Here is a 24,794-nt window from a genome sequence, read left to right as displayed (position 1 = left end):
CTCCCCGCGCCACACTGGCTATCATGTGATCGCTAACAGGGGAGGAAGACCATGATTACCCGCAGGTCCGTGCTCGGATCGACCGCCGCCGCGCTTGGCGCCGCCGCACTCCCCCTTCCCGCCACCGCAAGCGCCCCCGGCGACTTCGTCACCCGCAAGGGCACCGGCCTGTTCCTCAGAGGCAAGCCCTATCGCTTTGCCGGCAGCAACATGTGGTACGCCGCCTGGCTGGGTGCCGACGCGCCCTGGGGCAATCGCGACCGCCTCCGCCGCGAGCTCGACACGCTGGCCGGCATCGGCGTGCGCAACCTCCGCGTCGCCGCCTCGGCCGAGGATTCGCCGCTCAAAAACTCGGTGAAGCCCGCCTTCCGCACCAGGGGTAGCGCCTGGAACCCGGCGCTGGTCGATGGCCTAGCCTATGCGCTCGCTGAGATGGGCAAGCGCGACATCAAGGCCGTGCTCTACCTCACCAATTTCTGGGAATGGTCGGGCGGGATGATGACCTACCTGTCCTGGGTGAATGGCGGGAAGTATCTCGACATGAACGACCCCGCGCATCCCTGGCCGGAATTCCCGGACATGACCGCGCAGTTCTATGCGAGCAGCGAAGCCGTCGCCCTGTTCCACGACTATGTCCGCGCCACCGTGAAGCGCCATGCCGGCGACCCCACGATCATGGCCTGGCAGCTCGCCAACGAACCGCGCCCGTGCGGCAGCCCCAAATCCGCCGAGCCTTTCCTCGCTGCATATAATGGCTGGATCCAGGGCACCGCGAAGCTCATCAAGTCGCTCTCGCCCAAGCACATGGTCTCCACCGGCAGCGAGGGACTCAAGGGCTCGGTCGAGCGCGCCGATGTCTACAAGGCCGCGCATGCCTTCCCCGAGATCGACTATCTCACCGCGCATATCTGGCCGCTCAACTGGGGCTGGGTCGATGCGAAGAACATTGCCGGCACCAACGACGCCAGCTTCGCCAGGGTGCGCGACTATATCGCCCAGCACATCGCCCTCGCCACCGACATGGGCAAGCCGCTGGTGATCGAGGAATTCGGCTATCCCCGCGACGGCGGCGGCTATGATCCGGAGAGCGCGACCAGTTTCAAGGACGGCTATTACAAGCTGATCTACGACGCGGTGGAGGCCAATCCGGGGATCATCGCCGGCTCGAACTTCTGGGCCTGGAACGGCGAAGGCCGCCCGGTCCACGGCGACCACCGCTTCCGCCCAGGCGACACCGCCTGGCTCGGCGACCCGCCGCACGAGCCCCAGGGCTGGTACGGCGTGTTCGACAGCGACGCGAGCACGCGGGCGGTGGTGGCCGCCCATGCGAAAGCCCTTGCCGCGGTATAGTTTGGCTAGGCCACGGCCAAGCAAGCGTCAGTTGAAGCAAAGGGTGGCGGGGCGCATCTGCCACTGATGGCGACCCTTCTCGATCCCACCGCGCGCGGGCGCGTGATTCTCGTTGGTGCCGGCCCGGGCGATCCGGGCCTGCTCACCGTGCGTGCCGTCGAGGCGCTCAGGCAGGCGGACGTGCTCGTCCATGACGGCCTCGTCGATCCCCGCGTCCTCGATCTCGCCCCCCAGGCGCACCGCATCTCGGTCGCCAAGTCGCGCTCGAAGCACACCGTGCCGCAGGACGCGATCAACGCGCTGATCGTCGCGCATGTGAAGACCGGCGCGATCGTCGTGCGTCTCAAGGGTGGCGACCCGTTCATCTTCGGCCGCGGCGGCGAGGAAGTCGAAGCCGTGCGCGCCGCCGGGCTTCCCGTGGAAGTCATCCCCGGCATCTCCGCCGCGCTCGGCGCCGCCGCCGAGGTCAACCTGCCGCTCACCCACCGCGACTGGTCGAGCGCGGTCAGCTTCGTCGCCGGCCAGTGCAAGGGCCTGTCCGAGCAGGACTGGTCCGGCCTCGCCGGCAAGGGTCGCACGCTGGTGATCTACATGGGCGTCGCCACCTGCCCGGACATCAGCGAGAAGCTGATGAACGACGGCGTCTCGCCCGACATGCCCGTCGCCGTGCTCGAGCGCGGCACGCTCGAGGGCAGCCGCGCGCTGCGCACCATCCTCGCCGACCTTGGGCCCATGGTGAGCCGCGAGAAGGTCAAGAGCCCCGCGATCATCATCGTCGGCGAAGTCGTCATGCTGGCCGACGCCCAGGACAAGCTCGCCAACTGGGCCAAGGCGGCGGAGAGCCTGGAAGGACTTGGGGCATGAAACTCCTCACCGGCAACGACCTCGCCAGCGGCGACGTCACCTGGTGGACCGGCGCCGGCTGGTCGCGCCATGTCGAGGACGCCGTCGATGTCGGCGACCAGGGCGAGGCGATCGCCCATGCCGAGGAAGGTGCGCGCCGCGTCAACGGCCCCTATGTGATCGACGCGACCCTTACGCCGGAGGGCCCGCGCCCCGCGCACATCAAGGACCGCATCCGCGCGCTCGGCCCCACCGTCCGCCCGGACCTGACCCTCAAGCCCGCCGACCCGAACGCCGGCAGCTGGGTGATCTGACATGTACAAATACGACGAATATGACCATTCCATCGTCGCCGCGCGCGTCGAGGAATTCCGCGACCAGGTGAACCGCCGCCTTGCCGGCCAGATCACCGAGGACCAGTTCAAGCCGCTGCGGCTGATGAACGGCCTCTATCTCCAGCTCCATGCGTACATGCTGCGCGTCGCGGTGCCCTATGGCACGCTCGACAGCCGCCAGATGCACATGCTGGCGCACATCGCCCGCAAGTACGATCGCGGCTATGGCCATTTCACCACCCGCCAGAACCTCCAGTATAACTGGATCAAGCTCGAGGACGCGCCCGACATCCTCGCCGAGCTGGCCACGGTCGAGATGCATGCCATCCAGACCAGCGGCAACTGCATCCGCAACATCTCGTCGGACCAGTTCGCCGGCGCCGCCGCCGACGAGCTGACCGATCCGCGCCCCTGGGCCGAGCTGCTGCGCCAGTGGAGCACCTTCCATCCCGAGTTCAGCTACCTGCCGCGCAAGTTCAAGATCTGCGTGATCGCCGCCGAGGAAGACCGCGCGGCGATGCGCCTGCACGACATCGGCATCCAGATCGTCGAGAAGGACGGCCAGCTCGGTGCCGCGATCTATGTCGGCGGCGGCATGGGCCGCACCCCGATGATCGCCCCGCTGATCAAGGACTTCGTGCCCTTCGACGATTTCGTCAGCTATCTCGAGGCCTGCCTGCGCGTCTACAATCGCTACGGTCGCCGCGACAACATGTACAAGGCGCGGATCAAGATCCTGATCCACGAGCTCGGCGCGGACAAATACGCCGCCGAGGTCGAGGAGGAGTTCGCCGCGGTCAAGGCGCTCGGCATCGATCCGCCCAGGGCAGAGTTCGACCGCATCGCCGCCCATTTCGCCCCGCCCGCCTATGACGCGGACGCGCCCGACACACTCGATCGCAGCGATCCCGATTTCGCCGTCTGGCTCGACCAGAATGTCTCGGCGCACAAGCAGCCGGGCTATGCGGTCGTCACGATCAGCCTGAAGCCGATCGGCGGCATTCCCGGCGACGCCACCGCCGACCAGATCGACCTGATGGCCGATCTCGCCAAGGCCCACAGCTTCGACGAGCTGCGCGTCACCCACGCCCAGAACATCGTGCTGCCGCATGTCCGCAAGGCCGATCTCTACGCGCTCTGGCAGCAGCTGCGCGACGCCGGGCTGGCCGAGGCCAATCTCGACCTGATCAGCGACATCATCGCCTGCCCGGGCCTCGACTATTGCAGCCTGGCAAACGCCCGCTCGATCCCGCTCGCGCAGAAGATCGCAACGCGCTTCTCGGACATCGGCCGCCAGCGCGAGCTCGGCGAACTGAAGCTCAAGATCAGCGGCTGCATCAATGCCTGCGGCCACCACCATGCCGGTCACATCGGCATCCTCGGTGTCGATCGTAAGGGCGTCGAGAACTACCAGCTGCTGCTCGGCGGCTCGGGTGCGGAGGACGTGTCGCTCGGCACGATCACCGGCCCCGGCTTCAGCGAGGACGGCATCGTCGACGCGATCGAGAAGGCCACCAACGTCTATCTCGCCCAGCGCGAGGACGGCGAGCGCTTCCTCGACACCTATCGCCGCCTCGGCATGGCCCCGTTCAAGGAGGCGATTTATGGGTGATCTGCTGCGCTACCGCGACGACGAGGCGCATGAGGAGCCCGCGGTCACGCTCGACGCGTTCCTCGGCCAGTCCAACGCCACCGCCGTCCGCATCGAGAGCGGCGAGGACGCCCGCGTCCTCCTTCCCTATCTCGATCGCATCGCGCTGGTCGAAGTGAGCTTCCCCAAGTTCCGCGACGGCCGCGGCTATTCCACCGGCCGCATCCTGCGCGAGGCGGGCTATCAGGGCGAGCTGCGCGCCCAGGGCGATGTGCTGGTCGACCAGATCCCGCTGATGCGCCGCTGCGGCTTCGACAGCTTCGCGCCCGAGGCGCCGGTCGATGAAGCCGTGCTCGCCGCCAGCCTCGCCCGCTACGAGTTCCATTACCAGGCCGCCGCCGATCCGGCGGTGCCGGTATGGAAACGCCGGCATGGCTGAGGCCGCGCGCAAGGTGGACCGGGAGATCGACCGTATCGATGTCGCCCCGCGCTGGACGGCGGCCGACGCGATCCGCCTGAACAACCTGTTCCGTGGCACCGACACGCCCGAGATGCTGCGCGAGGTGCTGGGCAACCACATGCTCGGCGACGTCGCGCTCGTCTCGTCCTTCGGCGCCGAAAGCGCGGCCCTGCTCCATCTCGTCGCCCAGGCCGATCCCAACACCCCGGTCATCTTCCTCGATACCGGCAAGCATTTCCCCGAGACGCTGGCCTATGTGCAGCAGCTCGCGGACTTCATCGGCCTGAAGAACCTCCAGATCATCGCGCCCGATGCCGAGACGATCGAGAAGCGCGACGCCACCGGCCTGCGCTGGTCCTATGATCCGGACGGCTGCTGCGAGATCCGCAAGGTGATCCCGCTCGAGAAGGCGCTGGCCGGCTTCGATGCCAGCATCACCGGCCGCAAGGCGTTCCAGGCCTCCACCCGCAACGCCCTGCCCCGCTTCGAGCTCGACGGGGACCGGATGAAGTTCAATCCGCTGGCCAGCTGGACCAAGCAGGACATCGAGGCCTATTTCGAGGCGCACGACCTGCCCCGCCATCCGCTGGAGGCGCAGGGCTATCTCTCGATCGGCTGCGCGCCCTGCACCAGCGTGGTCAAGCCGGGCGAAGACCCCCGCTCGGGCCGCTGGCGCGGCTGGGACAAGACCGAGTGCGGCATCCACACGCCGGTGGAAGACGGCGACCCCAACCAGCCGAGCTTCTGATAGGGTCGGGCCGATAGGGGCCGGCGACATTCAGCCCTTTCCGCTCCCCGGCGAAAGCCGGGGCCCAGGGTTTCTCTGCCGTATCGCTCGTGGCCCTGGGCCCCGGCTTTCGCCGGGGAACGACTAGGTCAGCAGCTTATCCTTGATGCAGAAATACCCCTAGCAGCCAGGAGAGGCAGACACCGTCCACCCTTTGTCCAGCGCGCGCAGCGCCACATCATACGCAGCATCCTTCGTCACCCGCACCTCGCCTATCCGCGGCGGAACCAGGCATTGCGGCCACAGCCCATGATTTTCCGGGCTCTCCTTCCAGGTGAAGCGGAAGGCGAGCAGCGGGATGCCGATCTCCATCCCCGAATTGGGCAGGGTGATCTCCCATTTATAGCCGCTGGTGTTGCCGCCATGCGTGCCGCCCACTTCCTCGCCTACGAACAGCCCGCGATTGGTCGCGCGCAGCATCGATGCCAGCTCCGCCCCGCCCGAGAAGGTATACCCACCCGCCAGCACCGCCAGCTGCCCCTTGTAGACCGGGCTGGCCTTTTCCCAGCGCGTCATCAGCCCCTCGGGCGGCGCGTTGGTGCGCAGCAGGTCGCCGTTGGGCGCCGCCGCCACGGTCTTCAGCTCGTCCGCGTCGTAGATTTCCTGCTCGAACACCTTGCCTGACAGGCTGGTCACCCGAAGCTTGTTCGGCCGCGAGCGGACCGACGCGTATTTCTGGAACGGCTCCTCCACCAGATAGGAGAAGAGGATGCTCTCGTTCGGCTCCGATCCGCCGCCATTGTCGCGCAGGTCGAGGATCAGCTTCTTCGCGCCGTGCGCGGCAAGCTGCTCGAAGATCGCCTGGATCGTCTTGCGATAGTCCGCTCCCGCCGCCCGGTAGCGCTTGTTGCTGAACGTCGGGACGTAGAGATAGGCGGTATCGGCATTGACCCAGCTCAGCGTCGCCACCGGATCGGGATCCGCCGGCGGCGCCGGGCGGGCGCTGACCGGCACCGGCTTCAGCCGCCGCGTCATCATCTTGCCGTCGGGCAGTTTGAGCTCCACCAGATAGTCGGGCTCGTTGCCGCGCAGCCACCACCGCGCCACCGCATAGCCGCGCCCCTCCCGGTCGCGCATCACGCCGGTGCGGATGTCGCCGTCGTGCGGACTGACGGTCATCATCTCGCTGACCATGTCATGGTCCGAGGCACCGTTCAGCCACCGCAGCTCGGTGCCCGGCGGGATGTCCGCCGCCTCGCCATAGCCGGCGATCACCGAGGGATTGTACTCGCCCCAGAACAGGTCGAGCGGAAACAGCCGCGCGGACTCGCGGTAGCGACAGTTCATCCCCTCGCTGCGCGCGACCGAGAGATGGCCTTCGCCGATCCCGCGCAACAACGGGCTGAGCGCCCGAAACAGTTCTTCCTCGTTCGTCGCTTTGGCCGCTTCCGCGCGCGCCACCGCCTTGCGCCGCGCCCAGTCCTCGGGCCTTTGCCGCCAATAGATGTCGGGAAGCCCCGCCTCGGCCGCGGAGATCGCCAGTTCGAGATCCTCCCGCGCCTGTTCGGGCGTGAGCTGGCCCGCCGGGCAGGCGGCCGCAAGAGCAAGTGCGAGGAACATGACCGTTTGATACGCCGGCGTATCGAACCGCGTCGACAGAATATCTCAACTCAAGGCAGATCTTCGCCGACTTAGTTCCCCGGCGAAGGCCGGGGCCCAGTCCCGGCGCAGTGGGTTGGAGCGGCCAAACCTCTCGAACGACGTCGCAACAGTCCTGGCCGCGGCAGAACGCGACGCGCCTATGCCCGTCTAGCGCTCGCGCATGATCCGCTCGACCCGGTTGGTCAGGTCGTCCACTGCGAAGGGCTTGGTCAGCACTTCCATGCCATGCTCGATATGGCCGTGGTTGAGTACGGCATTCTCGGCATAGCCGGTGACGAACAGCACCTTGAGTTCCGGCCGCGCCACCCGCGCCGCGTCGGCCACCTGGCGGCCGTTGAGCCCGCCCGGCAGGCCGACATCGGTGATCATCAGGTCGATCCGCTCCGCCCCCTCCAGCAGCCGCAGCCCCGCCGGTCCGTCGGCGGCCTCGATGCAGGAATAGCCGAGCTCGCCCAGCGCATCGACGATCAGCATCCGCACGGTCGGCTCGTCGTCGACCACCAGCACGGTCTCGCCGGCATGGCTGCGCGCCACCGCGCCGCCGCCCAGTTCGGGCGCGGGCGCATCTTCCTCGCCCAGGTGGCGCGGCAGGTAGATGCACACCATCGTACCCTGGTCGAGTTCGGAATAGATCCGCACATGGCCATGGCTCTGCCGCGCGAAGCCATAGACCATCGACAGGCCCAGCCCCGTGCCCTCGCCCAGCGGCTTGGTGGTGAAGAAGGGATCGAACACCCGGTCGAGGATGTCGCGCGGGATGCCGACGCCGGTGTCGCTCACGCACACCGTCACATATTGCCCCGGATCGAGCCCGCGCTCGCGCGCGGTGCGGTGGTCGAGCCACTTGTTGCCCGTCTCGATCGTGATCTTGCCGCCGCCCGGCATCGCGTCGCGCGCGTTGATGCACAGGTTGAGGATCGCATTCTCGAGCTGGTTCGCATCGACCAGGGTCGGCCACAGCCCGCCCGCCGCGATCGTCTCGACTTCGATCGCCGGGCCCACCGTGCGCTGGACCAGCTCGACCAGGTCGGCGAGCAGCCGGTTGATCACCACGGCCTTGGGCGACAGCGTCTGCCGGCGCGAGAATGCCAGCAACCGATGCGTCAGCGCCGCCGCGCGCCGCGTCGCGCCCTGGCCGGCGGTCAGGTATTTGTCGACGTCGCGGCTGCGCCCTTGCGACAGCCGCGTCCCGATCATCTCGAACGCGCCCGAGATGCCGGCGAGCAGGTTGTTGAAGTCGTGCGCGATCCCGCCGGTCAGCTGGCCGACCGCTTCCATCTTCTGCGCCTGGCGCAGCGCTTCCTCGGCATTGCGCAGCCGGGTCTGTTCCTGCAGCCGGTCGGTCACGTCATAGGCGAACTGATAGGCGCCGATCTGCTTGCCCGCGGCATCGTGCAGCGGGCTGAAGCGCACTTCGTAGAAATGCTCCTCGTCGCTGCCCTGCCCGGTCTCGACGATCTCGGTGAAGCTCTCGCCCGCCAGCGCCCGCGACCAGAGCGCATCGACCGATGCGCGCAGCGCGGCATGGTTGACCACCAGGTCGGCCATCCGGTCGCCCACCCGCGAGTAGACGCCGAACACCGCCTCGAACTCGCGCGCCGCCGCGCCGTTGATCGCCACCCAGCGCCGGTCCATGTCGACCACCTGGATGAACGCCGCGGTGCCCTCGACCACGTCCGCGAGCACCCGCCGCTCGGCCAGCGCATCGGCGACGCGGGCCTCCAGCGTCTCGTTGAGCCGCTGGAGATCGATCTCGGCCCGCCGCCGCTCGGTCACGTCCTCGAACAGCACCGCCACCTGCTTGCGGCTCGCCGGCTCGATCCGGAAGGCGGAGAGCGACAGATAGCGCCGCGTCGCCTCCAGCTCGCGCTCGAAGCGGATCGGCTCGCCGCTGCGCAGCACCTCGCCGTAGCGCGCCACCCAGTCGCCCGCCTCGTCGGGCACCATCTCGCGCACCTTCTGCCCCACGACATTGGGGATGCCGGCGTGGCGCGCATAGGCGGCGTTGGCCTCGACATGGACATAGTCGCTCAGCGGCCCGTGCGGCCCGTCGAGGAACTCGATGACGCAGAAGCCCTCGTCCATCGAATCGAACAGCGTGCGGTAGCGCAGATCCGCCTCATCGCGCCGCCGGAGCTCCCGCCGCGCATCGAGCTGCGCCATCACCTGGCGCGCCAGCACCTTCAGCGTGCGCTGCTGCAGCTCGCTCAGCTGCTTCGGCACGGTATCGAGCACGCAGAGCGTCCCGATCGGCCAGCCTTCCGCCGACTTGAGCAGCGCCCCCGCATAGAAGCGCAGATGCGCCTCCCCGGTCACCAGCGGATTGCAGTCGAACCGCCCGTCCCGCGTCGCGTCCGGCACCTCGAGGAAATCCGCCTCCAGGATCGCATGCGCGCAGAAGCTGGTCTCGAGCGGCGTCTCGCGCACGCCCAGCCCCACTTCGGCCTTGAAGAACTGCCGCCCCTCGCCGACCAGGTTCACCACCGCGATCGGCGTGCCGCAAATGTCCGCCGCCAGGCGCGCGATCTCGTCGAACGCCGCCTCGGGCTCGGTATCCAATATGTCATAGGCCGCGAGCGCCTCGAGCCTTTGCCGCTCGCGCCCTTCCGGCATGTTTTCTGTCATCGACCCGGGGAAACCGCTCTCTCCACCACGCCGCGGGACGCGCGGCGCTAGCTGCTAGACGCTTGGCGCGCGATTTGGTTTCGATGCGCTGCCGAAACCATCAATACCCGCCCGGCGCCAGGTCGCTGAACTTGGTGAACTGGCGGTCGAAGCGCAGGTCGACCGTGCCGGTCGCGCCGTGACGCTGCTTGGCGATGATCACGCTCGCCTTGTTCGCCACCTGCAGCTGGTGGTCCTGCCAGGCCTGGTATTTCGCGATCTCGTCCGGCGTCGAATTGCCGTCGGGCACCTTGGGCGCCTTGAAGTCGTGATAATATTCGTCGCGGTACACGAACAGCACGATATCGGCGTCCTGCTCGATCGAGCCCGATTCACGAAGGTCGGAGAGCTGCGGGCGCTTGTCCTCGCGGCTTTCCACCGCGCGGCTGAGCTGCGACAGCGCCAGCACCGGTACATGAAGTTCCTTCGCCAAAGTCTTGAGACCACGGCTGATTTCCGAAATTTCCTGCACGCGTCCATCGCCCGAGGCCTTGGCCGAGCCGGTGAGCAGCTGGAGATAGTCGACCACGACGAAGCCGATCTTGTACTGGCGCTTCAGACGCCGCGCACGCGTACGCAGCGCCGCGATCGTCAGGCCCGGCGTATCGTCGATATAGAGCGGCAGCCGCTCGAGATCGCCCGCCGCCCGCGCGAACTTCATGAACTCAGGCCCGGAGATATTGCCGGTACGCAGCTTCTCCGACGACACTTCGGACTGTTCGGAGAGGATACGCAGCGCCAGCTGGTCGGCCGACATTTCGAGGCTGAAGAACGCCACCGGCGCGCCGATCGACTTCTCCTCGGGGATCCCGGCCTCGATATCGTCGAGGTACCGCTTGGCCGCGTTGAACGCCATGTTGGTGGCGAGCGAGGTCTTGCCCATGCCCGGTCGACCGGCAAGGATCAGAAGGTCGGAGCGGTTGAGACCGCCGGTCATCGCGTTGAAGTCGGTAAGGCCCGAGGTGATGCCCGAGACGCTGCCGCCCGAGTTCATCGCCCGCTCGGTATGCCGCACCGCCGTGACCGCGGCGCGGTTGAAACTCTTGGCGCCCGTATCCTCGCCGCCCTTTTCCGCGACTTCGTAAAGCTTTAGCTCGGCCTGTTCGATCTGCTTGGCAGGATTGATCTCCTGGCTGGTGTCGAGCGCATTGTCGACCAGGTGGCGCCCCACGCCCACCAGCGCGCGCAGCACCGCCAGGTCATAGACCTGGTCGGCGAACGCGCGCGCGCCGATCAGGCTGGCCGGGTTGCCGGTCAGCTGCGCGAGATAGGCCGGGCCGCCCAGCTCCTTCATCGCCGGGTCTGCCGCGAACAGCGGCTTGAGCGTCACCGGCGTCGCCAGCCGGTTGTCGCCCACCATCGTCGCGATCGCGTCATAGATCCGCCCGTGCAGCGGCTCGAAGAAATGCTCCGGGCGCAGCTTCTGCAGCACGTCTTCCGCGACTCGGTTGTCGATCATCATCGCGCCGAGCAGCGCCGCTTCCGCCTCCACGTTCGCGGGCAGGCTCAGGCCTTCGGGAGAATCGGGAATCGGAAGGGGGATCGGTTGCGCCATCCTCATCCTATGCGCACCGCCCGGCGTTTCCGGCAACCGCACAGCTTGTGGAAAACGGTAATAGGTCCCAAAGCAGGGCCGATATGGCCGCCGATCCGCGCATCATCGACGTCACGCTCGACGAGCGCACGATATTGTGGCGCTCGGCCGATATCGAGCAGGAGCGCCGGATCGCGATCTTCGATCTGCTCGAGGACAATCACTTCGCTCCCCAGCGCCACCAGGCGGACGGCTATGCCGGCCCCTACAAGCTCCACCTCGCGGTGCAGGAGGGCCGGCTCGCGCTGGAGATCAAGCGCGAGGACGGGTCCCAACAGGAGACGCTTGTCCTCGGTCTCGCCGCATTCCGCCGCCCGATCCGCGATTACTTCGCGATCTGCGACAGCTATTATGCCGCGATTCGCAACGCCACGCCCGCCCAGATCGAAACCGTCGACATGGCACGGCGCGGCATACACAATGATGCGGCGTCGCTGCTCAAGGAACGGCTGGAAGGCAAGATCGACGTGGATTTCGACACTGCCCGCCGCCTGTTCACGCTGATCTGCGTACTCCACATAAAAGGTTAGGGTCGGTGCATATTCGCGTTCTGGCGCGCCGGCTCCGCTTCGTCGTGCCGGCGCTTCTGCTTTTGGCCCTGCTCGGCTGGAGCGCCTGGCTGTTCGCCTCGCGCTGGCGGCCCTCGCCCACCGATTTCCCCGTCCAGGGCGTCGACGTGTCGGAGGAAACCGGCCCGATCGAATGGTGGACCGCCAAGAAGGCCGGCATCGACTTCGCCTATATCCGCGCGACCAGCGGCGCCCAGGCACGCGACCTGCGCTTCCCGGAGAATTGGCGCTGGACCTTCGAGGCCGGCATCCGCCGCGGCGCGCTCCACGTCTATTCGCTCTGCCAGCTCGCCGCCGACCAGTCGGGCAATTTCATGAGCACGGTGCCGCGCTCGGACGATCAGCTGCCGCCTGCGGTGGAGATCGATTTCCAGGCCGAATGCCGCGCCCGACCCGAGCGTCAGGTGGTGATCGGCGAGCTCGGCCGCTTCCTGCATGACGTCGAGACGCATATCGGCAAGCCGGCGATCCTGCTGGTTTCGAGCCGCTTCGAAGATCAATATCGCCTTAGCGACGCCTTCCCGCGCCTGCTCTGGGCCCGCCAGGGCTTCTTCCCCCCCTCGTATTTCGCGCGGCCATGGTCGATATGGCAGGCAAACCGCCACCGCCGGATCGAGGGCGTGGGCAAACCGGTCAATTGGGATGTGATGGCGAAATGAGCGAAGTGAACCCCAGGGCGCTGATCGAGGCCGCGCGCGAAGCCTCGAAGAACGCCTATGCCCCCTATTCGAACTTCGCGGTCGGCGCCGCCGTGCTGCTGTCGGACGGCAGCGTCGTCACCGGCGCCAATTTCGAGAATGCGAGCTACGGCCTGTCGCTCTGCGCGGAAACGGTGGCACTGGCCAGGACCAGCAGCGAGGGCCGCCTCAAGGACGTCGTCGCGATCGGCGTGATCGGCGGCCGGATGGGCCATGCCGACACCGCACCGGTCAGCCCCTGCGGCCGCTGCCGCCAGATCATCAACGAAGCCGCCCAGCTCGGCGGCCGCGACCTGCCGGTATTCTGCGGCGGCGCGACCGGCGACGAGATCGCCGAATACACGCTCTCCCAGCTGCTCCCGGCTGCGTTCGGCCCGCGCGACCTCGGCATGGCCTAGGCTGCGTTCCACATTCGGCCCTTTCTTGGTTCCCCGGCAAGCGATTGGTCACCGGCTGCTCCCAGTCGAGTAGGCGGCGGGTTGGCCCGCCTCCTTCCCCGTCATCCCCGCGCAGGCGGGGATCCAGAGTAGCTCGGGATGCGGGATGAAATCGGGCGCATGCGTGCCGGAGAGTGCAAGGCAAGCTCTTCGTTCCCCATCCCTGGCTCTGGATCCCCGCCTGCGCGGGGATGACGAGAGGTAACGCGGGAAAATGACGTGCGGCCCTGAGCACCCTTTGAATGTCGATACAGCCTACCAGGCCGGCTCCCACTCCGGCTCCGGTTCCGGCCTGCCCCCACTCAGCATCTCCGCGGCCCGGATCGGCAGCCAGGCGATCTCGTCCCGGGGCAGGTCCTCGAACATGGTTCCCCCGTTTCGGATGGCAATCATGCCGAGCACGACGGTCGAGATATCGAGCAGCGCTGCGGGGGAAAGCAGGCGGTCCCAATGGAAACGATCGGCCTGCATCGCTTCCACCTGCTCGAGCCGATGCGCGATCAATCGGCTCAGATCATCCGGATGCGGGTCCTCATAGCCCCAGCCCTCCGTACCTTCGAGCCGATCGAGCAGCCGCAGATACACGGAGATGGGCAATCCGCTCGGGCCGGCCGGCTGTGGAACAAGCGCATCCCGCTCGCGCAAACTCGCGGCAAGCTCCAGCCCGTTCTGCTCCTTGTCGAAGGATAGCGCCTGTATCAGCGCCAGGCGCTGCACTGGCACCTGCAGCGCGGGCGGCAATTGGATCTCGGCCTGATCCGCCGCTTGCCCCCGGTGCAGCGCCCATCCCGCATCGAACCGGGCTTTGGCTAGCGCCTCGCCACCCTCTTCCCCGGCGAGCAACCGAAGGAGATGACCGTGCGGGATGCCCAGCGCCTCGAACATTGCGCCCGCCTGTCCGAACAGTCCGCGGGCTTTCTCCACATCTCCTGCGATCAGCGCAACGGCAGCGGCATCGCGCAGCAGCGTTGCCGCATATCCCTGCGTTCTCGGCTCCCCCCTGCCCAGCTCCTGATGCGCCCTGGCGCGGCTGGTAAGGAAGCTTATCCTGCGTTCGAGAAACTCGGGCTCGAAGCCATAGGTTTCCATCAGAACCAGGTCCTCAGGTTGAGCACGCCGTCCGGAGGCACATAGCGCGTATTCTGGAAGGTGTCGGCCGGCCGCATCATGCTGATGCCCCCGTCCCACCAGTCGACATGCGAGATTTGCGACGCCGGGATATGAACCTTGGCGGTGAGCTCGCCTTCGAGCTGATAGTCCGACCATCTGCGATAGGTGAGCAGGTCCCGTACCGCCTCTGCGACGAATTCCACTTCGACCGAGGGGTTGAGCGCCACCGGCACCCAGCAATGGAATATCGCGCCCGGCTGTTGCCAGTTGTTCGTGGCAAACAGCAGCGCGGTATCGAGTGCGCTATAGTCGTGGTTCCTGCGCGCCAGTAAGTCTCGCGACACGGCTCCGGCGGTGAGCGAAATGAAGGGCGTCTCGTCGCCGTAATTCTCATAATCGTGCAGGTGGCGATCGAGATTATCCTCGCTGAGGATATCTGCTTTCTCCTGGACGGTTATGGTCCCCTTCCCGCGCCACCAGTTTGATGTGATGCCGTGCCGGCCGGAGAGCCTGATCTTGGCCTCGTCCCAGCTCATCCCGGCGTGCCCATTTCCTTCCCCGGCAATTCCCTTCAGGCAATGCTGGATATACATCAGCTCCGCTCCCGGCTCAGCGCATCGATCACCAGATGCATGAGTTCGATCGGCTCGACGGTGCAGCCAAATGCGCCCTCCGGGCAGGGGCGCTCCATTCCGACATAGAAGATCAGTCGCGGTGACCGGCGCCGTGCTCGGACCAGGTCGAGCAGCTTCAGGCCTGCAGTGGGATCCTCTCCCCGCGTCATGTCCGAAACGATGAGGTCGATCCGGGTGGCATCGAGCCAGCGCACGGCCTCCTCCGTCGAAACCGCGGTGAGAATGTCCACGCCAGCGCGCCGCAGCACATCGGCTTCGAGATCATTATTGGACGGCTCGTCATCGACCCAGAGCAGCCGGGCGTTCTTCAACACTGGTTCGGCCGCCAACAAACGGCGCGCTATCAGGTTCGACTCCGTCGTCGGCGCGCCAGTGCCCTTCGCCGCCTCGGCGGCCTCGATGCCCTCCCGGAATTCCAGCTCGATCCCAAAGGCGCCAACCTTGCTGATCCGCCGCACGATATTCTCAAGCTTGGGGCGGCCGAGCAGCACCCACAGCAGCGCGATGCCGAGGATCCACATCAATGCCGGCACGCCCGCGGAAATCAGATCGGGCCAGAAGGAGGAATCGGGCTCCTTCCCAAACAGGACAGTAATATTCACAGGCGCCCCCTTCACGCACGAGACCGGGTCTCGATGCATGCCTTGTCATGCTTTACGCGAAGGGTCGGGGATGCAATCGCAACTTGGTCCGGAAGGGTGCATGTCCAGCCCTTGGGCAAACCGACCTCACCTGGGAAAGCACTGGAATGTCGACTCTCGCCACCACCACGATCCGCCCCTTCGTCCCCGGCGGCAAGGATTTCGCCCTCTCCAAGCGCTTCTACCAGGCACTCGGCTTCGAGCTGACCTTCGAAGCGGGCGGCGTCGCCGGCTTCGCCTGCGATTCCGGCAGCTTCCTGCTCCAGGACTATTATCATCAGGGCTGGGGCGACAATTTCATGATGCAGCTCATCGTCAAGGATCTCGACGCCTGGTGGGCGCATATCCAGTCGCTCGACCTGCCCGGCCAGTTCGGCGTCGCCGAGCCCAAGCCTCCCGCGCTGATGCCCTGGGGCCTCACCCTCGCCTATGTGTTCGGCCCCTGTGGCGAGCTGTGGCACGTGGTGCAGGGGTAAGGCCGCGATCCTGCGTGCCGGGAAAGCAGGTCCTCGACTGCCGGCGCCCTCCGACACGCAACGCTTCAGTTCCCCGGCGAAGGCCGGGGCCCAGCCTCGGCGCACCGTCGATGGCGCCGGAACCGCACGAACGACATGGCAGCTGGGCACGGCCCGCCCCACTCCGTCACCCCCGCAGAATCCACCAATACGGCACTCTTGAAATGTAGGATGTCACCTGCTTGGTTCACGTAGTCCACGTGCAACCGCGGCCGCTCCTTGACTTCGTTGGCGAACCTCACCGCCCGCCCAGATAGCTCCCCGGCAGCTCGCCGGTGCCCACCACGATCCGCTGGAGCACGACATTGTCGTCGATCCGCCAGACCTTGAGCACATGCCTGCCCGCGGCGACGCCCGGGAAGCGCACGGTGAGCGTACGGGCATTGTCCTCCACCGCGCGGTTCCAGTCGCGCTTGGGCTGGCTGTCGGCGGCGTTGGGCGCCGGGGTGAGCAGGTCGCTCAGCAGCTGCACCGGGCCATCGTCGATCGACACGCCGATGCGCAGCTTGCCGTCCGCGCCGGTGCCGAGCGTCGGCACCAGGATCAGTTGCACCGCCAGCGGGCCCGGCTGGCGGGCGGTGACGGCATATTCCAGCCGCACGCCGTCCGCTGGCGTCGTTGCCGGCTGGCCCTGGGGCAGCGCCAGCACCGCGCCCCTGGTGCGTCCCAGATGCGGGATCGTGCGCCAGGCCAGCCCCTTGCCGCCGATTGCGCGGGCATAGTCGCCCGCCTCGATCACGGCGGCATCGGTCTCGACCTTGTGCAGGTCGATCGCGGTGATGCGCGGGCCGCCGGTCACCCGCTTCACTTCGGGCATCACCTGCTTCTCGGGCTGCTGCCAGTTGGTGTAGCCGATATGGGTCTGGAGCATCATCCCGTCCCATTTGCCGCCGGCGATCGCGTGGTAGCGGTCGCTCAGCTGCTGGTCGCGGGCGAAGAATTGCTCGGCCTGGTCGGCGAAGCCGTTGGCGCGCGGGTCGTTGGCGGCGGCGAGGCTGCGGTTGCGGGCAACCGCGTGGTAGAGCCGGTACAGGTTCGCCATGGCCGCGATCGGGTGTTCGACCAGCTGGAAGTACGAATCCCTCCCCTGCGGCGCGACGCGCGATTTCTCGGCCAGCATCGCGGCTTCAAGCTGGTCCCATTCGGCAATCATCGCCGCGAATTCCGCCGGTCCAAAGCTCCCGGCATCGATCAGCTCCGGCTTCCGCCGCGCGGCCAGCTGGGAATAGCGGGTCAGCAACGCCCCGATCGCCTTGCCCCGCCCCGCCCCGAACTGCTCCGCGGCCCATTGCGCGGGATAGGCGGCCAGCGCCTCCGGGGTCATCGCTTCGGGGTTCCAGGCCTGCTTCATGAAGAAGCTCAACGGATATTCCATCGGCTTCAGATCGCCGACATTGACGATCCACAACGCCCTGGCCCCACGCTGCCAGGCCAGGTCCATCTGCTGCCAGCTCTTCTCGATCTGATTGGTGTTCAGCCACTTGTAGTTGCGGGGACCACCTACATAGTCGAAGTGGTAATAGACCCCGTACCCACCCTTGCGCGGGGCGCTGCCGGGATCGGGAAGCCGACGCACCTGCCCCCAATTGTCGTCGGCGAACAGCAGGATGACATCGTCGGGCACCTGCATGCCATGGTCGTAATAATCCTGCACTTCCTTGTAGAGAGCCCAGACCTGCGGCGTCTTGTCGGCCGGCTTGCCGGTCACCTCGGCGATGATCCCGCGCTGGTCGGCGACGATGCCCTCCAGCAGCCTGGTCGCAGTGCCCTCGGCCATCGGCTCGTCGCCATCGCCGCGCATGCCGACGGTCACCAGGCTCTCATAACCCTTGCCGTCCCCCTTCGACATCATCCGCTCGATCCCGCCCCGCCAGAAGGCGCGCAGATTGGCGGCGTTGGTCGTGTAGTCCCACTTCCCCCCGGTCACCCCGCCGGCGGTGTTCCGGTGCCACTCGTCCTGCGCGCGCGTCATCGGCTCGTGGTGCGAGGTGCCCATGACGATGCCCATCTCGTCGGCGAGGATCTTGTTTTGCGGATCATCGTCGTTGAAGGCGCGCGGTGCCCACATCGCCGGCCAGAGATAGTTGCCCTTCAGCCTGAGTTCGAGCTCGAAGATATGGGCATAAGCCTTTGCATTCGCACCGCCAAATTTCTTCTGCGCCCAGGTGGAGAAGGCCGGCGCCTCGTCGTTGATGAAGAAGCCGCGATAACGCACCCGGGGCTGGTCGCGCCGTGCTCCGGCGGTCAGCCAGACATTGGCCCGCCTGGCGACCGGCACATCGGCGAACCAGTGCCAGGGCGACACGCCGATCTTCTCGGACAGGTCATAGGCGCCATAGACCGCGCCACGACGATCCGAGCCGACAATCACCAACGCGCGCGGCACGCCCGGCGCGGGATTGTCGACCACGATCTGGCGGAATGCCTCCCACTCGCCGGCAATGTCCTGCGCCTTGATCCTGCCGTCGCGGACCAGCGCATCGATCATCGGGCTCTGCCCGAGCACACCGATCATCACCACCGCGCCGGCTGCACCAGCCTCTCCCAGCCGCGGTGCGACCCTGGTGCCGCTCACACGCGCGAGATCGCCGGCGAACCCCTTCGCGGCATGGCGCACCGCCGGGTCTGCGGCCGGATCGACCAGCACGGTCGCGGGCTTGCCGTCCGCGATCAACGCAAAGCTCGTCCCGGCAGCCGTCGGGCAAACCGTCACCGCGCCTTCGCAGGCCAGCGCCGGCATCGAAGCCACCGTCGCAGCCAGTGCAGCCGCCACCAATCCGCGCATACCCTCTCCCGTATCTATTTGTCTGCGTTATGCGCACCCGATCGCAATCGGGCAACAGGGACTTGCCCCGCCGCCCGCTTCCGGCAAAACCGGGCCCATGATCCTTTCAGACCGCTGGATTCGCGAACAGGCCCAAACCACCGGGATGATCGAGCCCTTTGTCGAGGCGCAGCGCCGCGAGGGCTGCATCAGCTACGGCCTCTCTTCCTATGGCTATGACGCGCGCGTCGCCGACGAATTCAAGATTTTCACCAATGTCGATTCGGCGGTGGTGGACCCCAAGGACTTCGCGGCGAACAGCTTCGTCGACCGCAAGACCGACGTCTGCATCATCCCGCCCAACAGCTTCGCGCTGGCCCGGACGGTGGAGTATTTCCGCATCCCACGCGACACGCTGGTGATTTGCCTGGGCAAATCGACCTATGCCCGCTGCGGGATCATCGTGAACGTCACCCCGCTCGAGCCCGAATGGGAAGGCCATGTGACGCTCGAATTCTCGAACACGACGCCGCTGCCCGCCAAGATCTATGCGAACGAAGGCGCCTGCCAGTTCCTGTTCCTCAAGGGCGATCAGCCCTGCGAGACCAGCTATGCCGATCGTGCAGGCAAATATATGGGCCAGCGCGGCGTCACTCTGCCCCGGCTCTAAGCTTCTGACCTGAAATGGAGAAGGCGCCGGGATGGGCCGGCGCCTGTCAGCCCCTTGGGCTGCCGCCGTCGACCGCGCGAGAGGGATGCGCGGCCGCCGACCCTGGTTCGCGCCTTAGCGCGAAGTCAACTGGAGCGCATTGACGCGCTGGAGACCCTTGTTGGCGACGGCATAGGACGTCGACTGCCGGTCACCGGGCAGGTCCATCTCGAAATTCCGCTGCGCGAGCACCTGGCGATAGAGATCGCGGGCTTCGGTGGCGCGGCCGGTCTCGGCATAGATGGCGGCAAGGTTGAGCAGAAGCTCCGGCGCGCCGGGATTCTGGCGCAGCTGGGCGGTGAGCTGGCGCTCCGCCTGGGCATATTGGCCATGCTGGATGGCAGTACTTGCTACGGGGTCCCCGTCCGGGCGCTGGGCCTGCGCGGGCAGCGCGGCGAGCGCGAACGGGGCGGCTGCAAGGACAATGAGCGCGATGCGCATAACTCCTACTCCTTCTGTTACGCCATGGAGACACTTCCATGACTCTTTGAAGACAATAGTGTTACACTTCCATGACTGCCCTGCAAGCGCATTTGCGTGGATCCGTAGATATACGGGCAAAAGAAAAGGCGGCCCCGAAGGACCGCCTTTCCTGTTTCCGGATCCAGGCCCCGAAGGGCGGCGGATCAGAAGTCGTTGCGATACTGCTCGTTGCCGACGAAGCCGAGCTTGGTCACATTCGCGCGCTTGATGATCGCGAGAATGCGGTCGACAACGTCGTACGGCGTCTGCGGATCGGGCTGGAAGTGCAGCTCCGGCTCCGGCGACATCTGCAGCGACTGGTCGAGATACTGACGCAGCGTCACGTCATCGACCGGCATGCTGTTCCAGAACACCTGGCCCTGCGCGTCGATATAGACCTTGTTCTTGGTCGCTTCGACGATCGGCGCCGTGTTGTTGCTGTTCTGCGGAAGGTCGACCTTCACGGCATGCGTCTGAATCGGGATCGTCATGATGATCATGATGAGGAGCACCAACATGACGTCGATCAGCGGCGTCGTGTTGATTTCCATCATCGGGCCGTCGTCACCGCCGCCGCCCACGCTCATACCCATAGTCTAAACTCCTTTGAGCCGGCCGTCAGAGACGAACCGTGGCCGAACCGGCGGGCGGTTCAGAGATGAAGCCGACCTTGGCGAACCCGGCCATCTGCATGGCATAGATCGTGCCACCGATGCAGCGGTACGGCGTGTTCACGTCGCCGCGGATGTGCACTTCGGGGAGCTCGAGGCCGGCAGCGTTGATGCCGCCCTGCTTGTCGATCTCGGCCCGCAGCTTCTTCGCGCCACGCTCGACCAGCTCCTGGCTGGTCACCGGGGTCATGTTCCAGAACACTTCACACTTGCCGCCATTGGCCGTGACCGAGAGCGAGACGTTCTCGGGCTTGGTGGTCGTCGGCTCGAACTGGACCTTCGGCAGCTCCAGCTTCACCGTCTGGATCACGACCGGAACCGTGATCAGGAAGATGATGAGGAGCACCAGCATCACGTCGACGAGCGGCGTGGTATTGATGTCCGACATGGGGGCGTCATCACCGCCACCCCCTCCTACGCTCATCGCCATTGCGCGCTATCCTATTCTTCTAATCCAATCCCCTGCCCCGAGGGGCTGGAGAGGGCCGCGCATCCGGGAAGGAGCGCGGCCCGTATATTCCAGATCGCTTAGGCGCGCGGCGCGGTGCTGGTGGTCGCGGCCGGAGCGGCCTTGGCCGGAGCAGCCTTGGCAGCGGTCGGGCGCACGCGGCCGTCCGAAGCCAGGTAGCCGAGCAGATCGTTCGAGAACGCGTTCAGGCTCTCGTTGATCTTCTTGTTGCGAGCCTGCAGCCAGTTGAAGGCGAGCACGGCCGGAACGGCGACGGCGAGACCGACGGCGGTCATGATCAGCGCTTCACCGACCGGACCGGCGACCGCGTCGATCGACGCCTGGCCAGCCGCACCGATCTTCACGAGTGCGCGGATGATGCCGATAACGGTACCGAACAGACCGATGAACGGAGCAGTCGAACCCACGGTAGCGAGGAACGACAGGCCGCTCTTCAGCTGCGAGTTGATCAGGTCTTCCGAGCGGGCGAGCGAACCGTGCAGCCAGTCATGGGCTTCGACCGGATCGGTCAGCTTCGAGTGCTGCTCCTGAGCGGCCAGGCCGTCGTCGACCAGCTGGCGATAGGCCGAGTTCTTCTCGAGCTTCGCAGCGCCTTCGCGCAGGCTGTTGGCGTTCCAGAAGCCGGCGCGGACGCGCTTCGCCTGGTTGAGGATCTTCTGCTGCTCGAACAGCTTGGTGAACAGGATGTAGAGCGAGAAGAAGAGCATCAGCACGAGGATGCCGAACACCGTCTGCGAGATCAGGCCGCCCTCACGGAGCGCGGGAATCAGGCCGTACGGATTTTCCTTGGGCGCCGCAGCGGCGAGAATGGTGGTGAGCATTGTCGGTTCTTTCCTCTAACTAAATAGCGCTTTTTGTTTCCAAATCCGGCGCGCACCGGATCGGCGCGCGCCATCCAAATCACACGGCCTAGCTCGGAATCTTCCAGGTGAAGCTGCCGTTATACGGTGCCGGGATCTTGTTGCCACCCTCGTCCTCGGCCGGGTTGAACCGGGCGCGGCGCTTGAGGAGATTGCAGGCCGTGCTGTCGAGGACGGACACGCCGCTCGAGCCGGTGACGGTGCAATTGGTAACCTTGCCCGAAGCGTCCACGTCGAGACGGAAACGCACGGTACCGGCCTGCTCGGCGCGCAGCGCGGAGGCAGGATAGTCATCGTCCGTAACCCAGCTCTGCGGCGAACCGCGCGGGGACAGCTTCTTTGCGATCCGCGGCGGAGCCGGCGGCTGCGGCGGAGCCGGCTGCGCGGGCGGAGCCGGCGGCGTGATCGGCGGAGGCGGCGGAATAACCGACGTCGTCGGAATCGGCGGCGCCTGAGTCGGCACCGGAACCTGAGCCGGCGGCACCACGATCTGGGTGGGCGGCGGCGGAACGGGCGTGTCTGGCGGCGGCGGCGGCGGCGGCACTTCCTCCGGCGGGGGCGGCGGCTCCTGCACGTCGAACGTGTTCAGCTTCTCCGCCTGCTTCTTGATGTACTGATATGCTAGGCCAGTGACGAAGGCATATCCCATGCCAGCCACGATGACCGCGACCATGACGATCGCGATTACACGGCTGCCACTTGTATTACGGTCAGCGTAAGCCATTCGGCAACGTCACTCCTCTAATCCCTGACATGCAGTCCTGTGCGGCGGATTTGCGACCCGTGCACATGCCTGCCCGCCGTGCGCTATATGCGTCCTAGTCGGCAGCGGGCGAGTCTCTATCGCGCGCACCCGGAGGACGCAAACCCTTTGTCGGACAATCGGGGCGTACAATCGCCCAATGACAGAATTATTTCTGTATAGCCGAGCTACAATCCGGTAACCCGAACGGCATGAACCGAACCTTTCCCGCCATATTTTATTGCGCGATTGCGCTGACCGCATCCTTAGGTGCAGCTGCTAAACCCCAGCAAATGCAGGCACAAACCGGCCCTGTTTTACCCAGCTATGCCACCTTGGCGCGGCAGGTTACCAGTGCTCCGCTGATCATTGATGCGCGCATCCGCAAGGCGGATCGCCTCAAGGCCGAGGAATCGCCCGGCCTGGCCCCCGGGATGACCCGATTCCTTGTCGAAGCCGACGTTTCCGCCCTGATTCGGGGCACTCAGGCCATGGCGTCACGCATTACCTATACCGCGGACGTGCCCCTCAACGCCAAGGGCAAGCCGCCCAAGCTCGCCAAGCAGCGCGTGCTGCTCTTCGCCCGCACCGTGCCGGGCCGCCCGGCGATGGTGCAGCTCACGGGATTGCAGAGCCAGATGAACTGGCTGCCCGAGCTTGATGCGCAGGTTCGCGCGATCACCAGGGACGCGCTGGCCGCCGATGCACCGCCTGCCATCACCGGGGTCGGCAATGCCTTCCACGTGCCCGGGAGCCTTCCCGGCGAGGGCGAGACCCAGGTCTTCCTGCAGACCGCCAGCGGTGCGCCGGTGTCGCTCCAGATTCTCCGCCGCCCGGGCGAGACGACGCGCTGGAGTGTTTCATTGGGGGACATTGTCGACGAATCGGCCGGCGCGCCGCGGGCGAATACCTTCCTCTGGTATCGCCTGGCCTGCGGCCTACCGCGCACCCTGCCGGCGGAAGCAGTCGAGTCGGACGACGCCCAGAACGCCGCCAAGGCACGCGAGGACTATCAGTTCGTCCTGCGCTCGCTGGGACAATGCGCTTGATGTAGCGGCACCCCGGCGAAAGCCGGGGTCTCGTGCGGCAGGCGCACGTTGAAGGCCTGAGATCCCGGCTTTCGCCGGGATGACGGTTATTTCCGCCCGCGCACCAGCGTGATCCCGATCGATTCGCCCTGCTCGGCGATCGCCAGCTTGATGATTCGCACCTCGACCCGGCGCACGCGCGGGTCGCCGACGAACAGCGTGTCGCAGATGTGCTCGGCCACCGCTTCCACCAGCGTGAAGTGCACGTCCTTGGGCAGCCCGTCGGTCGCCGCGTGCTTCACGTCCATATAGTTCTTGGACGCCTTTAGCGGCGTATCCGGCTCGAAGCGCTCGGGCATGTCGATGTCCACGGTCACCGAGATGCGCAGCGGCTGCGGCAGATGCGTCTCTTCCGAATAGACGCCGGTGAGGACTTCGACTTCCAGGTCGTGCACCTGGAGCTGCAGGGAATCGGACAAGTGGCCTGGGCCTTTTCAGGGGAAACAGGCCGCGGCCCATAGCAGATGCACGCGCTCGCGAAACCCCGCCCCTCCTGCGGCGGGAGCGGCTGCGTTATATTCAGTATTGCGAAAGCGCTGATCGTCGCTATCTCGCGCGGCCCCGAGCCCGTGCTCGGGGCGTTATGAAAGGAATGTATGAAGTGATCGCATTGCTGCCGCTCGGAACCGTGGATCCTCAGGCCGTCGAGACCTTGCTCGACCGTGCTTTTGGTCCGGGCCGACGTGCACGCACTGCCTACAAGGTTCGACTTGGCACTTCCGAGATTCCCGAGCTCAGCTTCGCCGCGGTCGGCGACGACGGCAGCCTGCTCGGTTCGATCCAGGCATGGCCGGTCGCGCTCGAGTGCGATGGCGGCGGCAGCGTGCCGATGGTGATGGTCGGCCCCGTCGCCGTGCAGCCCGATCGCCAGCAGGGTGGCATCGGCCGGATGCTGATGGAGCGCATGCTGGAAGCGGCCGAGGCTTCGTCGCTGCCGGGCGCCGACGCGCTGATGCTGATCGGCGACCCCGAATATTATGGCCGCTTCTTCGATTTCACCGCGGAGAAGACGCCTGGCTGGCGCCTACCCGGCCCGTTCGAGCCGCGTCGCCTCCTGGCGAGAGGTGCTGGCGTCCCCACCGGCCCTGGCCTGCTCGGGGCCCGTCTTCGACGGGCGGCCTGAACATCGATCCTAGATGAAGCTGTTCCCCGGCGAAGGCTGGGGAACGGTTAGGCTTCCAATGTTGGATTTTGTCTG

Annotated in this window: 26 protein-coding genes; 13 read left to right on the top strand and 13 right to left on the bottom strand. The window is 66.3% G+C overall.

The window, feature by feature from the left end; all coding sequences use genetic code 11:
- The first annotated feature begins 51 nt into the window (after positions 1-51).
- The 6 genes from HNP52_RS08650 (at position 52) to HNP52_RS08625 (ending at position 5,327) form a co-directional block, all read left to right on the top strand.
- Positions 52-1,350, top strand: a complete 1,299-nt coding sequence (locus tag HNP52_RS08650) for a cellulase family glycosylhydrolase (protein WP_184165552.1) — start codon at positions 52-54, stop codon at positions 1,348-1,350.
- Between the two features lie 66 nt (positions 1,351-1,416).
- Positions 1,417-2,214 carry a uroporphyrinogen-III C-methyltransferase gene (gene cobA, locus HNP52_RS08645; protein ID WP_184165550.1) on the top strand — a complete coding sequence of 266 codons (798 nt, stop codon included), beginning with the start codon at positions 1,417-1,419 and terminating at the stop codon, positions 2,212-2,214.
- Complete coding sequence (locus HNP52_RS08640) at positions 2,211-2,507, top strand: DUF2849 domain-containing protein (protein WP_184165547.1); 297 nt, start codon at positions 2,211-2,213, stop codon at positions 2,505-2,507. Before cobA ends, HNP52_RS08640 begins: the two co-directional genes overlap by 4 nt.
- 1 nt (position 2,508) lies before the next feature.
- On the top strand, positions 2,509-4,140 hold the full coding sequence (locus HNP52_RS08635; protein WP_184165544.1) for a nitrite/sulfite reductase: 1,632 nt from the start codon (positions 2,509-2,511) through the stop codon (positions 4,138-4,140).
- A complete protein-coding gene (locus HNP52_RS08630) occupies positions 4,133-4,558 on the top strand; it encodes a DUF934 domain-containing protein (RefSeq protein WP_184165541.1) in 426 nt (141 codons plus the stop codon). The genes HNP52_RS08635 and HNP52_RS08630 overlap by 8 nt, the downstream gene beginning before the upstream one ends.
- On the top strand, positions 4,551-5,327 hold the full coding sequence (locus HNP52_RS08625; RefSeq protein WP_184165538.1) for a phosphoadenylyl-sulfate reductase: 777 nt from the start codon (positions 4,551-4,553) through the stop codon (positions 5,325-5,327). The genes HNP52_RS08630 and HNP52_RS08625 overlap by 8 nt, the downstream gene beginning before the upstream one ends.
- A 159-nt stretch (positions 5,328-5,486) precedes the next feature.
- Here HNP52_RS08625 and HNP52_RS08620 read toward each other — a convergent pair whose 3' ends face one another.
- From HNP52_RS08620 to HNP52_RS08610, 3 genes are all read right to left on the bottom strand, one after another.
- Positions 5,487-6,926, bottom strand: a complete 1,440-nt coding sequence (locus HNP52_RS08620; protein WP_184165535.1) for a S41 family peptidase — start codon at positions 6,924-6,926, stop codon at positions 5,487-5,489.
- A 189-nt stretch (positions 6,927-7,115) separates the two neighbouring features.
- Positions 7,116-9,593: a PAS domain-containing protein gene (locus tag HNP52_RS08615; RefSeq protein ID WP_260396028.1), complete on the bottom strand. Its 2,478-nt coding sequence runs from the start codon at positions 9,591-9,593 to the stop codon at positions 7,116-7,118.
- A gap of 100 nt (positions 9,594-9,693) precedes the next feature.
- Positions 9,694-11,187, bottom strand: a complete 1,494-nt coding sequence (locus HNP52_RS08610) for a replicative DNA helicase (protein WP_184165533.1) — start codon at positions 11,185-11,187, stop codon at positions 9,694-9,696.
- 83 nt (positions 11,188-11,270) lie between these two features.
- On the opposite strand from HNP52_RS08610, the gene HNP52_RS08605 reads away from it, so the two are divergent.
- From HNP52_RS08605 to HNP52_RS08595, 3 genes are read left to right on the top strand one after another with little or no spacing between them, the layout of a single operon-like run.
- Positions 11,271-11,756 (top strand): UPF0262 family protein, encoded by a 486-nt coding sequence (locus HNP52_RS08605; protein ID WP_184165531.1) that lies wholly within the window; start codon positions 11,271-11,273, stop codon positions 11,754-11,756.
- 5 nt (positions 11,757-11,761) lie between these two features.
- Positions 11,762-12,454 carry a GH25 family lysozyme gene (locus HNP52_RS08600; protein ID WP_184165529.1) on the top strand — a complete coding sequence of 231 codons (693 nt, stop codon included), beginning with the start codon at positions 11,762-11,764 and terminating at the stop codon, positions 12,452-12,454.
- The gene (locus tag HNP52_RS08595) at positions 12,451-12,891 is read left to right on the top strand and encodes a cytidine deaminase (RefSeq protein ID WP_184165528.1); all 441 of its coding nucleotides are present in this window, start codon (positions 12,451-12,453) and stop codon (positions 12,889-12,891) included. The genes HNP52_RS08600 and HNP52_RS08595 overlap by 4 nt, the downstream gene beginning before the upstream one ends.
- Positions 12,892-13,185: 294 nt before the next feature.
- On the opposite strand, the gene HNP52_RS08590 is transcribed toward HNP52_RS08595, so the two are convergent.
- The 3 genes from HNP52_RS08590 to HNP52_RS08580 are packed head-to-tail and all read right to left on the bottom strand — an operon-like array spanning position 13,186 to position 15,277.
- Entirely contained in the window at positions 13,186-14,019 is an 834-nt protein-coding gene (locus tag HNP52_RS08590) for a hypothetical protein (RefSeq protein ID WP_184165526.1), read from the bottom strand.
- Entirely contained in the window at positions 14,019-14,576 is a 558-nt protein-coding gene (locus tag HNP52_RS08585) for a hypothetical protein (RefSeq protein WP_184165524.1), read from the bottom strand. Before HNP52_RS08585 ends, HNP52_RS08590 begins: the two co-directional genes overlap by 1 nt.
- 56 nt (positions 14,577-14,632) lie before the next feature.
- Positions 14,633-15,277 carry a response regulator gene (locus HNP52_RS08580; RefSeq protein WP_184165522.1) on the bottom strand — a complete coding sequence of 215 codons (645 nt, stop codon included), beginning with the start codon at positions 15,275-15,277 and terminating at the stop codon, positions 14,633-14,635.
- 146 nt (positions 15,278-15,423) lie between these two features.
- On the opposite strand from HNP52_RS08580, the gene HNP52_RS08575 reads away from it, so the two are divergent.
- Positions 15,424-15,792: a VOC family protein gene (locus tag HNP52_RS08575; protein WP_184165519.1), complete on the top strand. Its 369-nt coding sequence runs from the start codon at positions 15,424-15,426 to the stop codon at positions 15,790-15,792.
- A 277-nt stretch (positions 15,793-16,069) separates the two neighbouring features.
- On the opposite strand, the gene HNP52_RS08570 is transcribed toward HNP52_RS08575, so the two are convergent.
- On the bottom strand, positions 16,070-18,616 hold the full coding sequence (locus HNP52_RS08570) for a glycosyl hydrolase 115 family protein (RefSeq protein ID WP_184165515.1): 2,547 nt from the start codon (positions 18,614-18,616) through the stop codon (positions 16,070-16,072).
- 97 nt (positions 18,617-18,713) lie between these two features.
- Between HNP52_RS08570 and dcd the strand changes: the two genes are divergently transcribed.
- Positions 18,714-19,265, top strand: a complete 552-nt coding sequence (gene dcd / locus HNP52_RS08565; RefSeq protein ID WP_184165512.1) for a dCTP deaminase — start codon at positions 18,714-18,716, stop codon at positions 19,263-19,265.
- A gap of 114 nt (positions 19,266-19,379) precedes the next feature.
- On the opposite strand, the gene HNP52_RS08560 is transcribed toward dcd, so the two are convergent.
- The 5 genes from HNP52_RS08560 to HNP52_RS08540 all read right to left on the bottom strand — a co-directional run bounded on the left by HNP52_RS08560 (position 19,380) and on the right by HNP52_RS08540 (position 22,490).
- Entirely contained in the window at positions 19,380-19,745 is a 366-nt protein-coding gene (locus HNP52_RS08560; RefSeq protein WP_184165509.1) for a tetratricopeptide repeat protein, read from the bottom strand.
- Positions 19,746-19,930: 185 nt separating this feature from the next.
- Positions 19,931-20,353 carry a biopolymer transporter ExbD gene (locus tag HNP52_RS08555; RefSeq protein ID WP_184168252.1) on the bottom strand — a complete coding sequence of 141 codons (423 nt, stop codon included), beginning with the start codon at positions 20,351-20,353 and terminating at the stop codon, positions 19,931-19,933.
- Between the two features lie 31 nt (positions 20,354-20,384).
- Complete coding sequence (locus HNP52_RS08550) at positions 20,385-20,867, bottom strand: biopolymer transporter ExbD (protein ID WP_184165506.1); 483 nt, start codon at positions 20,865-20,867, stop codon at positions 20,385-20,387.
- Between the two features lie 98 nt (positions 20,868-20,965).
- Positions 20,966-21,727, bottom strand: a complete 762-nt coding sequence (locus HNP52_RS08545) for a MotA/TolQ/ExbB proton channel family protein (protein WP_184165503.1) — start codon at positions 21,725-21,727, stop codon at positions 20,966-20,968.
- 88 nt (positions 21,728-21,815) lie between these two features.
- Entirely contained in the window at positions 21,816-22,490 is a 675-nt protein-coding gene (locus tag HNP52_RS08540) for an energy transducer TonB (protein WP_184165500.1), read from the bottom strand.
- Positions 22,491-22,720: 230 nt separating this feature from the next.
- Between HNP52_RS08540 and HNP52_RS08535 the strand changes: the two genes are divergently transcribed.
- Positions 22,721-23,557, top strand: a complete 837-nt coding sequence (locus HNP52_RS08535; protein WP_260396027.1) for a hypothetical protein — start codon at positions 22,721-22,723, stop codon at positions 23,555-23,557.
- 86 nt (positions 23,558-23,643) lie between these two features.
- Here the strand turns inward: HNP52_RS08535 and HNP52_RS08530 are convergent, their stop codons facing one another.
- A complete protein-coding gene (locus HNP52_RS08530; protein WP_184165498.1) occupies positions 23,644-24,015 on the bottom strand; it encodes a dihydroneopterin aldolase in 372 nt (123 codons plus the stop codon).
- 182 nt (positions 24,016-24,197) lie between these two features.
- On the opposite strand from HNP52_RS08530, the gene HNP52_RS08525 reads away from it, so the two are divergent.
- Positions 24,198-24,719 (top strand): GNAT family N-acetyltransferase, encoded by a 522-nt coding sequence (locus HNP52_RS08525; RefSeq protein WP_184165495.1) that lies wholly within the window; start codon positions 24,198-24,200, stop codon positions 24,717-24,719.
- The last annotated feature ends 75 nt before the right edge of the window (positions 24,720-24,794 follow it).

Source organism: Sphingomonas kyeonggiensis, assembly GCF_014204495.1.
GTDB classification, from domain to species: Bacteria; Pseudomonadota; Alphaproteobacteria; order Sphingomonadales; family Sphingomonadaceae; genus Sphingomonas; species Sphingomonas kyeonggiensis_A.
This window is presented reverse-complemented; position numbering and strand designations above follow the sequence as displayed.